Origin of the sequence: Paenibacillus plantarum (assembly GCF_013141695.1) — a bacterium.
Taxonomy (GTDB): Bacteria; Bacillota; Bacilli; order Paenibacillales; family NBRC-103111; genus Paenibacillus_E; species Paenibacillus_E plantarum.
Window position 1 is genome coordinate 423,937 of the sequence record NZ_WHNY01000060.1, and the last position, 14,072, is coordinate 438,008.

11 protein-coding genes are annotated in these 14,072 nt (G+C 44.1%); 10 read left to right on the forward strand and 1 reads right to left on the reverse strand.

What is annotated here, in order from left to right:
• The first annotated feature begins 6 nt into the window (after positions 1-6).
• The 4 genes from GC096_RS19985 (at position 7) to arfA (ending at position 6,848) form a co-directional block, all read left to right on the forward strand.
• Entirely contained in the window at positions 7-930 is a 924-nt protein-coding gene (locus GC096_RS19985) for a carbohydrate ABC transporter permease (protein ID WP_171632623.1), read from the forward strand.
• The gene (locus GC096_RS19990; RefSeq protein ID WP_171632624.1) at positions 927-1,796 is read left to right on the forward strand and encodes a carbohydrate ABC transporter permease; all 870 of its coding nucleotides are present in this window, start codon (positions 927-929) and stop codon (positions 1,794-1,796) included. The genes GC096_RS19985 and GC096_RS19990 overlap by 4 nt, the downstream gene beginning before the upstream one ends.
• A gap of 319 nt (positions 1,797-2,115) precedes the next feature.
• Positions 2,116-5,247, forward strand: a complete 3,132-nt coding sequence (locus GC096_RS19995; RefSeq protein ID WP_446686385.1) for a DUF5695 domain-containing protein — start codon at positions 2,116-2,118, stop codon at positions 5,245-5,247.
• Between the two features lie 89 nt (positions 5,248-5,336).
• On the forward strand, positions 5,337-6,848 hold the full coding sequence (gene arfA / locus GC096_RS20000; protein WP_171632626.1) for an arabinosylfuranosidase ArfA: 1,512 nt from the start codon (positions 5,337-5,339) through the stop codon (positions 6,846-6,848).
• Between the two features lie 377 nt (positions 6,849-7,225).
• Here arfA and GC096_RS20005 read toward each other — a convergent pair whose 3' ends face one another.
• Entirely contained in the window at positions 7,226-8,116 is an 891-nt protein-coding gene (locus GC096_RS20005) for an AraC family transcriptional regulator (protein ID WP_171632628.1), read from the reverse strand.
• A 233-nt stretch (positions 8,117-8,349) separates the two neighbouring features.
• Between GC096_RS20005 and GC096_RS20010 the strand changes: the two genes are divergently transcribed.
• From GC096_RS20010 to GC096_RS20035, 6 genes are all read left to right on the forward strand, one after another.
• Positions 8,350-9,120: an NUDIX domain-containing protein gene (locus GC096_RS20010; RefSeq protein ID WP_171632629.1), complete on the forward strand. Its 771-nt coding sequence runs from the start codon at positions 8,350-8,352 to the stop codon at positions 9,118-9,120.
• 79 nt (positions 9,121-9,199) lie between these two features.
• Positions 9,200-9,865 (forward strand): nicotinamide riboside transporter PnuC, encoded by a 666-nt coding sequence (pnuC, locus tag GC096_RS20015; RefSeq protein WP_171632631.1) that lies wholly within the window; start codon positions 9,200-9,202, stop codon positions 9,863-9,865.
• Positions 9,841-10,887 carry an AAA family ATPase gene (locus GC096_RS20020; RefSeq protein ID WP_171632632.1) on the forward strand — a complete coding sequence of 349 codons (1,047 nt, stop codon included), beginning with the start codon at positions 9,841-9,843 and terminating at the stop codon, positions 10,885-10,887. Before pnuC ends, GC096_RS20020 begins: the two co-directional genes overlap by 25 nt.
• A gap of 5 nt (positions 10,888-10,892) precedes the next feature.
• Positions 10,893-11,783 (forward strand): ADP-ribosylglycohydrolase family protein, encoded by an 891-nt coding sequence (locus GC096_RS20025; RefSeq protein ID WP_376769509.1) that lies wholly within the window; start codon positions 10,893-10,895, stop codon positions 11,781-11,783.
• Between the two features lie 418 nt (positions 11,784-12,201).
• Positions 12,202-13,149, forward strand: coding sequence for an ABC transporter permease (locus tag GC096_RS20030; RefSeq protein WP_171632635.1), 948 nt, complete (start codon positions 12,202-12,204; stop codon positions 13,147-13,149).
• Between the two features lie 13 nt (positions 13,150-13,162).
• Positions 13,163-14,032: a carbohydrate ABC transporter permease gene (locus GC096_RS20035; protein ID WP_171632637.1), complete on the forward strand. Its 870-nt coding sequence runs from the start codon at positions 13,163-13,165 to the stop codon at positions 14,030-14,032.
• The last annotated feature ends 40 nt before the right edge of the window (positions 14,033-14,072 follow it).

A 14,072-nucleotide genomic window follows, 5' to 3' on the forward strand; every position in this document is an offset into this window, starting at 1 on the left:
CAAGATATGGAAACTGTTAATAAACCTCAGCAACGCCGTTCCCGCTTTCATTCCAGCGAGGCAAGAGTTGCTTACATATGCTTGATTCCGGCAATACTCGGACTAATCTTCCTGACCTATTTGCCTCTTCTTGGCGTGTTGGGCATTAGTATGACGAATTGGACAGGGCTAAAAAACCCTGAATTCGTCGGTTTCAGCAATTATATTACGCTATTTACTACCGATCCTTATATAAAAGATTCAATTATCGCAACGCTTTACTTCGCATTTTTATCCGTAGCCGGAAGCATGATTTATTCACTTTTCATCGCGATGTTGTTGAACCGTAAAATTCCGGCAAGAGGTTTCTTCAGAGCTGTATTCTATGTCCCTTTCGTTTTGCCTGCTGCGGCTATATACGTAGGATGGTCCTGGCTTTACGAGGCGAATTTTGGTTTCTTCAACTACCTCCTTTCCGAAATCGGATTGAACAAAGTTCTCTTTATCGCCGATTCCAATTACGTAATCCCATCTCTTTCATTGATTGCGGTCTGGCTGTCGGGGAATTTAATCGTTATTTTTTTGGCAGGTCTTCAGAGCGTTCCGAACGTCTATCATGAAGCGGCTGAAATGGATGGTGCAAACGGATGGCAACGCTTCCTTCATGTCACCTTGCCTTGTATGACGCCGATCATCTTTTACAACCTGTTGCTGAGCCTGATTGCTAATCTACAAGTCGTTACGCCGGCCCTTGCTCTGACGAATGGCGGTCCTGGCAACTCTTCCCGATTCATGACTTATCTCATGTATGATCAGGCATTCGTCAATTACAAGCTGGGCTATGCGTGCGCGACGACCTTTATTATTTTCGCCATTCTTGCCGCTTTTACTGCCGTTTTGTTTAAGACGTCGAAACGGTGGATCTTTTCCGAAGGAGACGACGATAAATGAGCGAAGTCGCATACGCCAGATTTAAGAGCAAGAAGCGCAGTGAACGAACGATAAACGTACTTACGCTTATAGTCGTCATCGTATTTGCCCTCATCGTGCTATTCCCGATCTGGTGGATATTCCGAACGTCACTGATGACGAATCCCGAGATCTACAAATATCCGCCGTCTCTCATACCGAAGAATTGGTTGTTTTCCAATTATGAAAAAACATTGAATATATTTAAATTTTGGAAATATTTGTGGAATACGATGATCATTATTGTTCCTTCCTGTTTGGGGGGAACGTTCACGGCCACCTTGTGCGGATATGCATTTGCGAGGTTGCGCTTTAGAGGCAAACAATTGATCTGGATCCTTTGCGTCGGCTCAATGCTCTTGCCTGCCATGGTTACGCTGATTCCCCTGTACATTGGATGGACACGGGGGTTGGGGCTCCATGACAGCTATCTGCCATTGATTTTGCCCTATTTTTGCGGCGGCGGCGCTTTTAATATCTTTTTGATCAGGCAGTTCATTCTCTCCATACCGAGAGAACTCGACCAAGCGGCAACGATAGACGGCGCCGGGTACTTCCGGATTTTGTTCAGCATTATTATGCCGGCGATCAAGCCCGCTATGATCGTCGTCGCCTTGTTTATTTTCATCGGATTATGGAATGATTTGCTCCAACAGATGATTTACATTAATTCGAGCGATAAATTCACCATAGCGTTGGGACTTACCAATTTTAAAGGTCAATTAAAGCAAGATTGGTCGTTGACGATGGCAGCCACGTGCTTGTCCTTTGCTCCAGGCGTTATTTTCTACCTAATTGGTCAAAGGTATTTTGTAGAAGGAATCACGCTGACTGGTTTGAAAAGTTAATCCGAAGAGCCCCTTGAAGGATAACCCTTTAGGGGGTTTTTTAGGTTGATATTTTTAAATAAATCTACGGGGACATTAGTTCATATAGTGTAAAAATAGGTTGTGAAACTTAAAGTAAATCGCACAAATTTTAGATATGATAGGAAATGTAAGCGTTACAAAATTTAACAAATGATAGGGGGTGTGCCCCAAAGGATGACAGCACGATACAGCCAGGATCGAAGCCTAATGGTAAGATGAATCCCCGCTAGATGTCGAAGAAATCTAAGATGAGAAGAGAGGCTATTTAATGAAGCAAATACTTAGTAAGTATTGGAGTATGATGTCAAAGTCACAACGTATGCAACTGTTTGCAGCTTCAACATTTACTGCAGCAGCCATTCTGTTGGTACCGCAACTCGCTTCAGCCAATACCATTACGAATAGTAATTTTACGGTTCAGACGGGTACGAATGGCGAAATTACTTCTCTACAAATTGGTGGGGATACGTATCCAACCAACTATGTCATGAATGCAACGAATGCACCAAATCAGAATACAGCGGATCATCAATGGGTTGGAGAGCTTATGTTTACTTATAAGCTTGGAACAGGAGCCTGGACGCAGGCGCTTTCGAGTAAATCGGCGGATGGCAGAACGACTTCCCAAACGGGCAATACCGTCAATATTACGTATCAAAATTCAACCAACAGTGCAGGTATAAAAAACTTCAAAGTGGATGAATCGTATTCCCTCGTGAGTGACTATTTGAAATGGCAAATTACCGTTACGAATACGAGCACGCAAACTTTGGAAATCGGTGATTTCGGCCTCCCGCTTCCCTTCAACGAATTTTTCACTGCCGGCAATAATGATGAGATCTATGAAACACGCGTCATTACACATGCCTTTATCGGTAACAATAGTTCATATATTGTAGCGCAGCGCCCTAGCGGTATTGGTCCTTCCCTCCTCATGGTACCTGATACGACGACGGGAGCGGGACTTGAGTATCAAGACAATTGGCGTGTTGAGGAGCATCCAGGCAGCATGTGGGCTGCTGATCAAGGCGGCTATGCGAAGGGGCTGAATGTGTACTATATCCACTCTAATGTGATTAAAAGCAATGGTCGCGGCTATTTGCCCAACACGAGTCTGACGTTAGCACCAGGGGCAAGTAAAACGTACGCCTTCAAATTTTTTAAAGCTGCCGATGAGTATGCTGTTCAAGACAGGCTATATAGCGAAGGTATGGTCGATTTCAATGTGGTTCCTGGCATGATTGTGCCAACGAATCAGACGGCTAAGTTTGATTTGCACACGTCCAAAGCGATTACTGCCGTTACGGCACAATACCCGTCAGAGACGACAATTACTTCTTTAGGTACGACAGGAACGGATCACAAATTATATCAGATGACCATGACTCATTTGGGACAGAACAATATTACGGTTACGTACGGCTCAGGCGAGAAAACAGTTCTTCAATTCTATGCCATTGAGCCTATTGATGCGGCATTACAGCGGCATTCGACGTTCATGGTGAACAATCAACAATGGAATGTACCAGGGGATATTCGTGATAAAGTGTTCGACGACTGGATGATGCAGACCAAGGCCAAGCGAAACAATTTCGCAGGATACTGGGGCTGGGGAGATGACTGGGGGCTTACACATGGTCAATTCCTTGCCGAGAAAAATGCGATTACCCCTATCGCTTCCGAAGTAACAGCGGTTGATAACTATTTGGAAACGGCCGTATGGACGAATTTGATGAATGGTCATCATACCGATTATCTTGTTCCAGACTTTCTAATGGCACAGCCGAACACAACGCCAACCTATCGGGGCTATGCGTATCCGCACATCTACAATACGTACTTCAGTATGTATAAAATTGCAAAGCTTTACCCGAATCTTGTGACCTACAAGAATCCCAAAAATACGTATTTGCTTCGCGCATATAATGTGTTCAAAGCTTTGTATGACGGACCTGTTGCCTACAACTGGTCAACGGGCTTAATGGGTGAATTGACGACACCGGACATTATTAAAGCACTTCAAGATGAGGGCTATACCACACAAGCGAACGATATCATTAGCAAAATGGCAACGAAATACAGCAATTTTTCAGCAAATTCCTATCCGTACGGATCAGAATACAGCTATGACAATACAGGGGAAGAATCGGTCTACATGCTGGCCAAAATGAATAACAACACTACCATCAAAGGTAAAATCAATGCCAAAACGAGAGCAGCACGTGGTCATATGCCAGTGTGGTACTACTACACGGATCCTGTAACCATTACGGGGGACAACTGGTGGAATTTCCAATACAGTACGTCTCTTGCAGGGTATGCGATGGATGACTGGATACGTACGAACTCCACAACGCCTGAAAGGGAACAGCGGTTATCCTATGCGGCCAAAATAGCGAATATAAGTGCGATTAATTCCGGTCAAATTAGTAGTGATGCAGCGAACATCGGGGCTGTTTCTTGGACGTATCAAGCAAGTAAAGGAAATAACGGCGCTCTTGGACTTGACGGCGGTCCGCTATTTAATGGCTGGCGCGGGATGAGTGGAGAGGCTGATCTGGGGCTGTTCGGCGCTTTGAAAATTCTAAGTGCGGATATTGCAGTTGATCCCATCTTTGGCTTATATGGCTATGGGGCGGACGTTACCTTGAGCAGTGGGAAATATACGATCACGCCGAAGGATGGCTTGTTCAAACGATTGAATCTCATTACAGAGAAATTGTCCATGGAGCTTGAGCGCGACCAATATACATCAGCAATCGTGGCAACGGCTAAGAATGATGTCAACTTTACTTTGAAGAATTCAACGACAACAGCAGCGCACGTTACGAAAGTTACCTTCACTGGTCTTGCGGCTGGTACGTATAATGTGCTTGTCAACAATGTACAAACGGGTACTGTGACAGCGACGACAAGTGCGAAAACGATTGTTAATCTTAGCATTGGCACGAATGCTACGTACGATGTGAAACTGCAAGTAGGCACACCTTCAGGGCCTCAAGACGTTGCACCGCAAGGAACAGCGACGACCTCATTCGTGTCAACTTGGGAAAGCCTTGCAGGGCTGAACGATGGTTATGCGCCAACAAGTTCAAATGATAGAGGACATCTTGTATACGGTAACTGGAATAATCCAGGAACGACACAATGGGTGCAATACGATTTTGCATCAGCTAAAACATTATCTAGTACTGCGATCTATTGGTTTGATGATGATCAAGGCATCGATCTGCCAGCTTCCTATACCATCCAATATTGGAATGGGACAGCATGGGTCAACGTAGCAAGTCCATCAGGACTAGGGGTTGTCGCTAATCAATACAACACGACGACATTTACGCCTGTTTCTACAACCAAAATCCGTGTCAACATAACAGCCAAAGCAACCACATCAACAGGAATTGAATCGTGGAGAGTATTCGGAACATAATTCATTCCATTTCGTAGAAGCTGCCTCTCGGATCTTCTTAGATCTGAAGGGCAGCTTTCCGATAACCGATCATCAGGAGGAAGAGAGATATGACGACCGTGTTAAAAGCGAGCATGAAATTGGATAAAGATTTTCGAATTGCTGAAGTCGATGAGCGCATTTACGGATCTTTCATTGAGCATCTGGGGCGTGCTGTTTATGGCGGCATTTATGAGCCAGGGCATCCGGCAGCAGATGAACATGGCTTTAGGCAGGATGTTCGTGCGATGATCGATGAAATTGGTGTCCCTATCGTTCGTTATCCAGGAGGCAACTTCGTCTCAGGATACAACTGGGAGGATGGTGTCGGACCGATTAGTGGTAGACCTGCCAAGCTGGAGTTGGCATGGCGTGTACTAGAACCGAATTTATTTGGCACCAATGAATTTCTAGCATGGACCAAACAAGTCAAAGCACAAGCGATGATGGCAGTTAACTTAGGAACTAGAGGGATTGATGATGCCAGAAACTTAGTGGAATATTGCAATCATCCTGCGGGATCATATTGGAGCAATTTAAGAATTGCCCACGGTTATCCAGAGGCTTACGGGATTAAGACGTGGTGTTTAGGCAATGAGATGGATGGGCCCTGGCAAATTGGTGCCAAAACGGCAGATGATTATGGTCGATTGGCGAATGAAACAGCGAAAGCGATGAAATTCGTTGATCCGACGATCGAGTTGGTGGTATGCGGAAGTTCTTTCCGAAGTATGCCAACTTATGTGGAGTGGGAAGCCACCGTGCTGGACCATACGTATGATAATGTTGACTATCTATCCTTACATACGTACTATGGAAACGCAGATAATGACACCGCTAATTACTTGGCCAAATCGCTGGATATGACAGCCTTTATACAAGAGATCATTGCGGTGTGTGATTATATAAAAGCCAAAAAAAGAAGTATAAAAACGATGATGCTTTCTTTCGATGAATGGAATGTATGGTTTCATACCTTGGAGTCAGACAAGAAGATGGAACCGTGGCAATTTGCGCCTCCACAGCTTGAAGATGTATATACGTTGGAGGACGCATTAATGGTAGGCACAATGCTGATCACACTATTAAAACATGCGGATCGCGTGAAAATTGCCTGCTTAGCGCAGTTAGTGAATGTCATAGCCCCTATTATGACGCAAACGGGAGGACCTGCTTGGCGCCAAACGATTTTTTATCCGTATATGCACGCTTCTGTTTATGGGAGAGGAACCGTGCTGCATTCGTTCATAGATGCTCCTAAATATGATACGAAGGACTATACGGATGTCCCTTATCTGGATGCGGTTGCTGTTCATCAGGAAGAAAAAGACGAACTTACGATATTTGCAATCAATAAAAGTCTAGATTCCTCATTAGTTGTTTCTTGCGACTTGCGCAGCTTTGAGGGATACCGAGTGTTGGAACATATTGTATTGGAAAATAAAGATGAGAAAGCCGTGAACACGATGAATCATCCTAATCGAGTGACTCCGCATAGCGATGGGGATGCTGCCATTGATGACGATATGCTGATCGGAACGTTGCCAAAGTTATCTTGGAATGTGATACGTCTGCGCAAGTAAAACAAGTAGCCAGTAACCTTGAGATATCTAGGTTGCTGGCTATTTATTTAAGTAATCGAAGTTACCCTTCAGACTGCCAGATGAATAGATGGAAAATGTACAGTTAAATATTGGAATTTTGAGATCAAACACCGAGTAGATGGAAAACATACAGTTAATTTTGCGCGTTTTACGCGATCTGAACAAAAAAGGCAGTTTTAACTACATAATTTACAGTTAAATTGAATTTTCGAGGAAATTCCTCGAAAATAGCTGTATATTTTCCAGTTAATCAAATGTGTGAATGACAAGACCACGCCAAACCTACAAATGAACTCGATGACCAACAACGTCTTACGGCGAGATCCCGTGTTCGCGTTTCATGCGGGGCATGATGGTCATGAATGACCTGTATAGTTTTTGCGGAAATTTAAAGGAGAGATTCCTTCTTTGGTTGAGAAGCAGTGTGAGAAGTAGGAGGCGTGTTGAAAGCCACTCTCTTCTGCAACTCTCGCCATGGTCCAATTCGTCTGAATCAGCAACTTCTTGGATTGTTCGATACGAAATTGAAGCAGATAATCGTTGGGTGTCATCCCGAACACCTTCAACATGCATTTGGCAATGTAGTTAGGATGATAATTAAGATGCTCTTGCAAGAGGGCATTGGATATTTTTTTCGTATAATTTTGGCGAATAAACAGCTCCACTTTCTCAGCTAAATGAAACGCAGTCATGTCGGTTGTTGAAATTAATTCACGGTTAATATGCTGCATAAACAATTGAAAGGTATTCTGTTTCCTCCAATTGCGTTGGGAGCGCGATTCCTGTTCCAAATCGAAGAAGTATTCTAGAATTTCTAAGGCTTTGTGATTCAGTTTCATATATTTGGGGATAAATATGGAATTCACTTCTGCATGATTTAGGAAAGCCTTCTGTTTGTGGTCCTCAATGAGAGCATTCTGATTCTCTAAACACGCATCCATATCCATGTACTCATCCCAAGCGCCATACGTATGGAAATGGATCCAAAGGATTTCAGCTTCTTGCTCACAAGGAGCCGTTCCGAAATGCGAGAGATCGGGTCTTAGAATGATGGCATCATTAGGCTGAAGTGTCCATTCATTCGTACCTTCCCCGATGAATATAGTCCCTTTCTTAACGACGATGAGGTCGAAGGCACCGATGTTTGTCCTACTTATATGACTCTCCCCAATTTCATAGTAAGCGCTTCCGCAATCTAAGAAATAAGGAATCGGTGGAGCAATGAAGTGAAGAACGGTTGGTTTCATGGCCTACCTCGTTAAGATCGAATTTATATCCAACAGTTGTGATGGATATGCTTATTTATATTTTACGTGATGTGCCCTGCGAAAGAAAGTGATTTTGGCGAAATATAGCGGGATTATGAGTCTTTTTACAGAGGGACACGCTCAATTGGGATAAACCCCACTTGACATCTCCATTTAATATGTCATAATGATAATATCAAATCGACATTAAAGTCGTGAAAGCAGGTGCCACAATGGACACGAACGAGAAAGAGTCGAACTACTCTTCCCAGAAGTATCGGACACCGGACGGTGCACCGAGTGATATTGTCATTTTCACAATTACCTCAACAGAAAAGAATACAACTAAAAAGGCGCTGCCTATTAGGGAACTAAAGGTTCTACTCATTCAAAGAAAACAATGGCCATTCGAGGGACAATGGGCTTTACCTGGCGGGTTTTGCCAAGAGTCGGAGAGTATGTATGATTGCGCGAAACGAGAATTGCAGGAAGAGACCGGCATCGCGGATGTTCATATGGAGTATTTAAACGTCTATAGCGAACCAGGACGTGACCCGAGAGGATGGATTATCTCTCACGCTTTCTGTGCTTTAGTTCATGAGAAATTGTTGGCAGAAAGACGTGCCGACACAGACGCCTCGGATGTGCAACTATTTACGATGGAGGAAGCACTAAAGTTAGAGTTAGCTTTTGATCATAGGCAGATATTGACGGATGCCTTGCATCAGATTCAGAAAAAGATGCTAACGACAACCATTGCTAAGGAATTTCTTCCCGAAGAATTCACGATTGGTGAGCTGTATCAAGTGATTCAAACGGTTGTGCCGCATTTTGAGGAAAGCAACTTTATTCGTAAAATTACGTCTACGCAAAGCCGCAAAGGCATTATTGAAGAAGCGGTGGATCGTAACGGAGAGCTGAAGCTTTCCAATCGCTACTCGCAGAGAGCCGCACAGCTCTATCGCTTTACGGATCTGACGCCGCAGCTGTCGATTTACAGCTAGGCGGTTCTCTTTTACCTTTTGATAATGTCATAATGATAGTATTGATCGACTGTAATTAAAAATTAAGGAGGCGTTACGTATGAGAAAAGCATGGTCATTCTTGGCACTATTCGTCTGTATGGTCGCCATTGCGATCTACACCTCATCAACAGCAATCGAAATCGTCGCGACGACGACAGGATTGTTGTGCGTATGGTTAACAGCGAAGGAGCATATATGGTCTTGGCCAGTTGGACTGGTCAATGTGGGTTGCTTCTTCGTGATGTTCTGGGAAGCGAAACTATATGCGGATACGATGCTGCAGGTGTTCTTTTTCATCTTAAGCGTGTATGGTTGGATCATGTGGCTGACGAAAAGAGAAGGTTCCAAGGTGCGTCCGACTAGAAAAATTACATCACAACTCACGTTCATCTTAAGTGTACTTTTGGTAGTGATGACCCTGCTCTGGGGCTACGTCCTGCACACATATACGGATGCCTCGATTCCCTATGCGGATGCTTTCATTGCTACGTTAAGTCTCATAGCTCAGTATCTACTTTCGTCAAAAGTGCTAGAGAATTGGCTCATCTGGATTGTCGTCGACGTGATGTCGGTAGCGATGTATGCTTACAAAGATTTGTATGCTGTTGCCTTCCTATACCTTATTTTCTTGTTTATCGCTATTGCTGGCTATGTTGGATGGAAACGGGCGTTGCACTTGGTAGATCGGAGGGAACTCACATGTCACAACACCGAACAGGCTTAACACTTGGGAAGTTTGCACCACTGCACGCAGGACATCAATTTATGATCGAGACTGCGATCCGGGAGATGGATGAAGTGATCGTTGTCATCTACGATTGTCCCGAAACGACGGATATCCCTTTGCGTGTGCGATCCAATTGGATTCGTACCCTCTATCCGCAGGTACATGTGATCGAAGCTTGGGACGGTTCTAATGAAATAGGCGATACGCCTGAGATTAAAAGGATGCATGAGGCTTATATTTTGCAGAAGCTTGCGGGGCGGAAGATCACACATTTTTACTCCAGTGAGTTTTATGGTGAACATATGAGCGCGGCTTTGGGGGCGGAGAATCGCCAAGTGGATCCAGATCGGAACACGTTTCCGGTTTCGGGCACGCAAGTGAGGGGGAACCCTTTTGACAATAGAAAGTTTCTGAGTCCGGTTGTTTATAAAGATCTAATTGCTAAAGTCGTATTTCTTGGCGCACCATCGACAGGGAAATCCACACTTACCGCTCACATGGCGAAACAGATGAATACAGCTTGGATGGTGGAGTACGGACGGGAATATTGGGAGAAGCACCAGGTAGATCGCAGATTATCGTTAGCGCAGCTGGAGGAGATCGCAGAGGGGCATTTGGAAAGAGAGGAGCTTCTGATGAAGGAGGCGCGAGATGTGCTCTTCGTGGATACCAATGCGATTACAACGTATATGTTTTCTCATTATTATCACGGTAAGGCTACGCAACGTTTGACTGAACTGGCAACGGATGCAGCGTCGCGGTATGATCTTGTGTTTGTGTGCGATACGGATATTCCATATGCAGATACTTGGGATCGTTCGGGGGAGGTTCAGCGGTTTGTGTTCCAGAAGCAGATCATCGCTGATCTCAAAATGAGACAAATCCCTTATATCCTATTACAAGGAACTCTCGAGGAGCGAGCGGAAAGAGTCTGGAAAATTTTGCGATCATATCAGAAATATCAAAGCTTGAGTGAATGTATATTGAAGCAAATAGGTCATGGTGCTGGGAAGGAGTAATGGATATGAACAAACAAGACGTATTGAATAAAATCAAAGGCGGGCTCTACGGCGTCGCGATCGGTGATGCGTTAGGCGGCACAACCGAGTTCATGAGTGTCCGGGAAATCCAAGCGAGATATGGGTATTTGACGGAGATTATTGGCGGGGGCGCTTGGCGTTTAGAGCCTGGTGAGGTGACGGACGACACGATGATGACGTTGTGTGTGGCGGAGGGGATTTTGGCGAATCCCAAGGATCCCCTAGATGCCATTGGTGTTGAGTTTATGAAATGGTATCAGACGAGGCCGAAAGATATCGGTAATATTATCAGGCATACGTTTGAAAATGTGGAGGAGAGTTGGTTCGAGGCTGCTTACGTCACTCATATCGATATGGGCCAAAGTGCAGGAAATGGTTCGCTCATGCGCTGTCTGCCAGTTGCTTTGGCGTACACGGACTGGAAAGATATCGAGAAAATTTCCCATATGCAATCGAAAATGACTCACTATGACGAAAGGTGCAATGAAGCTTGCATCCTCTATAATCGCATGGCTTTTCGTCTGTTGCACGGAGAAGAGATGAAAACCGTGATCCAGCAGGAGCTGATCGGAACGGAGTATGAAAGTATTCTAACATCCGAACCCAATTGCGAAGCTAACGGCTTCGTTGTACATACGCTACGATGGGTGCTCCATATTTTGCTTGGAGCTTCCAACTTTAGCGAAGTTGTTCAGAGGGCGGCTAATTTAGGAGGAGACTCGGACACAATAGGTGCCATTGCCGGTGGGTTGGCTGGTATATATTATGGCTATGAGGGGATTCCGGCTACGTATGCCGAGAAGATCCTGATTAGGGAGCGGTTGGATGAGTTAGCAGTGAGATTGGTTGGGTTGAGGGCGTGTCAGAGTCAGTGAATACGAGAATAACTAACGGACAAAGTGAAAGCACCTGAAAACGGTCGCGCTCACGCTGTCCGTTTTTTCAACATGTAGGCACATGCATCGGCGATTGCCAAAAGGCACCCTGGCAAAGCGAATAACTGGATTTTCTGCAGCTAATTCATGCGAATTCACAGCATTTTGCAAACTAACTGGATTTCCTCCCGTTATTTCAGGCTGATTTCACCAAACGGGACATTTCGAGCAAAATTAAATGTAGAAAATCCAGTTAAACTCCCCAAAGACTAGTTTTTCCCGGAAATAGATGTAGGATATCCAGTTAATCCCCGAAAGTTACTCTACTTAATATCTTGTAAGAAATTCTAGAAATCACAGAAATTTATCACACAGGCGGATGCTATTATACAAATATAAATAAAGACGAGGTGATGATATGCAAGCAAAACTGGCAACGGACGCCCTTCCCACCCCGAAAAAGCGGGATTCATGGATAAGAACGATAAGCAGATATAAAGTGATGTATGCGCTCTTATTTCCGGCATTAGTGTACTTTGCCGTATTCAAATATATTCCTATGGCAGGAATCATTATTGCTTTTAAAAACTATAACCTCGCCTTGGGACTATGGGATAGCCCGTGGGTGGGATTGAAAAATTTCAAAGATTTTATCAATGGCGTTTATTTCTGGGACATTATGAGAAATACGATTATCATATCGCTGTATAAGCTATTGTTCGGTTTCTCTGCTCCTATCGTACTTGCTTTGCTTCTCAATGAAGTGTATACCCAATGGTTTAAGAAAATCGTGCAAACGATCACGTATTTGCCCCATTTTCTGTCATGGGTCATTGTTTATGGACTGATGGTGGCGTTATTAGCACCAGGGGATGGACTTTTTAACATGATTTTTAAGGAAAATGGGATTCAGCCTATTTCCTTTCTAACGGAACCTGCCTGGGGTAGACTGCTGATCATCCTATCTGAAATATGGAAGGATATTGGCTGGGGAGCGATATTATACCTTGCCGCATTAGCGGGCATTGATCCAAGTTTATATGAAGCAGCTCGAATTGATGGGGCTTCCAAGTCGAGACAGCTATGGCATGTCACATTACCCGGCATTCGAGGCGTCATTATTCTGATGCTGATCCTGAAATTAAGTCATATTCTGGACGCTGGTTTTGACCAGATATTCATGTTTGCGAATAGTTTTAACCAAGAGAAAATCGACATTATCGACACATGGGTATACCGTGAAGGGTTGGAGCGTCTGAAGATTGGTTTGGCTACGGCTGTGGGATTGTTTAAAGCTATCATCGGATTTGCTTTAGTTTTGGCTGCGAACAAGATTGCCAAAAAATTCGATGGGCAAATTTGGTGAGGTGGTTTTATACATGATTAATTTGACAGTCGGGGAAAAAATATGGCAAGTAGTCGTCTATTCTATTCTTATTATACTAGCCCTACTTTGCTTACTTCCCTTTTTGTATGTGGTTGCTGTTTCAGTGACGCCGGAATCGGAAGTCGTAAGAAAAGGAATTGTGATTATTCCAGAAACCTATACGTTCCTAGCCTATAAAGAAGTGTTCATTTCTCATGGTATAGGGCAGGCGTATAAAATTACGTTGTTTCGAACGATCGTGGGCACGGCACTTAATGTGCTTTTTACGGTACTAGCTGCTTATCCGTTATCCAAAAAATATTTGCCAGGGCGCAGCACGTTTTTAATATTCATTGTGTTTACGATGATGTTCAGTGGAGGATTAATTCCAACTTATTTGTTAATTCGCTCTCTCGGCTTGCTAAACAGTCCGTGGGTACTTATTATTCCAACTCTCATTAGTGCATTTAATCTAGTGATCATTAAAGGATTTTTCGAGCAATTGCCTGCTGAGATCGAGGAGTCGGCGAGGGTCGACGGCGCAAGTGAACTTCAAGCGCTTTGGAGGATCATTTTACCACTCTCTATGCCCGTGCTTGCTACGATTTCCTTATTTTACGCCGTGGGGCATTGGAACAGTTATTTCGATGCCATTGTTTACTTGAATGATGCGAACTTAATGCCGCTTCAAGTTGTCTTGCGCAACATTCTGCTTAACATTGCATCAGAAAGCGCTGAATCGATGGCCAATTCCGGAACGGTTAGCAAATTCGCTGTGCAAATGGCTGCTGTCGTCGTGACGACGGTTCCGATCTTAATCGTGTATCCATTTATGCAAAAGCATTTTACCAAAGGTGTGCTTATGGGATCGATTAAAGGTTAAAAGGAAATTCCTACCTAGGTTGTTACGGGGACACCGTGAT

What these genes read in the sequence shown, in the direction of transcription:
- GC096_RS20035 (WP_171632637.1), top strand. Translation starts at nt 13,163, where the DNA reads ATGATTAATTTGACAGTCGGGGAAAAAATATGGCAAGTAGTCGTCTAT.
- GC096_RS20025 (WP_376769509.1), top strand. Translation starts at nt 10,893, where the DNA reads ATGAACAAACAAGACGTATTGAATAAAATCAAAGGCGGGCTCTACGGC.
- GC096_RS20005 (WP_171632628.1), bottom strand. Translation starts at nt 8,116, where the DNA reads ATGAAACCAACCGTTCTTCACTTCATTGCTCCACCGATTCCTTATTTC.
- GC096_RS20030 (WP_171632635.1), top strand. Translation starts at nt 12,202, where the DNA reads ATGCAAGCAAAACTGGCAACGGACGCCCTTCCCACCCCGAAAAAGCGG.
- GC096_RS19985 (WP_171632623.1), top strand. Translation starts at nt 7, where the DNA reads ATGGAAACTGTTAATAAACCTCAGCAACGCCGTTCCCGCTTTCATTCC.
- pnuC (WP_171632631.1), top strand. Translation starts at nt 9,200, where the DNA reads ATGAGAAAAGCATGGTCATTCTTGGCACTATTCGTCTGTATGGTCGCC.
- GC096_RS19990 (WP_171632624.1), top strand. Translation starts at nt 927, where the DNA reads ATGAGCGAAGTCGCATACGCCAGATTTAAGAGCAAGAAGCGCAGTGAA.
- arfA (WP_171632626.1), top strand. Translation starts at nt 5,337, where the DNA reads ATGACGACCGTGTTAAAAGCGAGCATGAAATTGGATAAAGATTTTCGA.
- GC096_RS20010 (WP_171632629.1), top strand. Translation starts at nt 8,350, where the DNA reads ATGGACACGAACGAGAAAGAGTCGAACTACTCTTCCCAGAAGTATCGG.
- GC096_RS19995 (WP_446686385.1), top strand. Translation starts at nt 2,116, where the DNA reads ATGATGTCAAAGTCACAACGTATGCAACTGTTTGCAGCTTCAACATTT.
- GC096_RS20020 (WP_171632632.1), top strand. Translation starts at nt 9,841, where the DNA reads ATGTCACAACACCGAACAGGCTTAACACTTGGGAAGTTTGCACCACTG.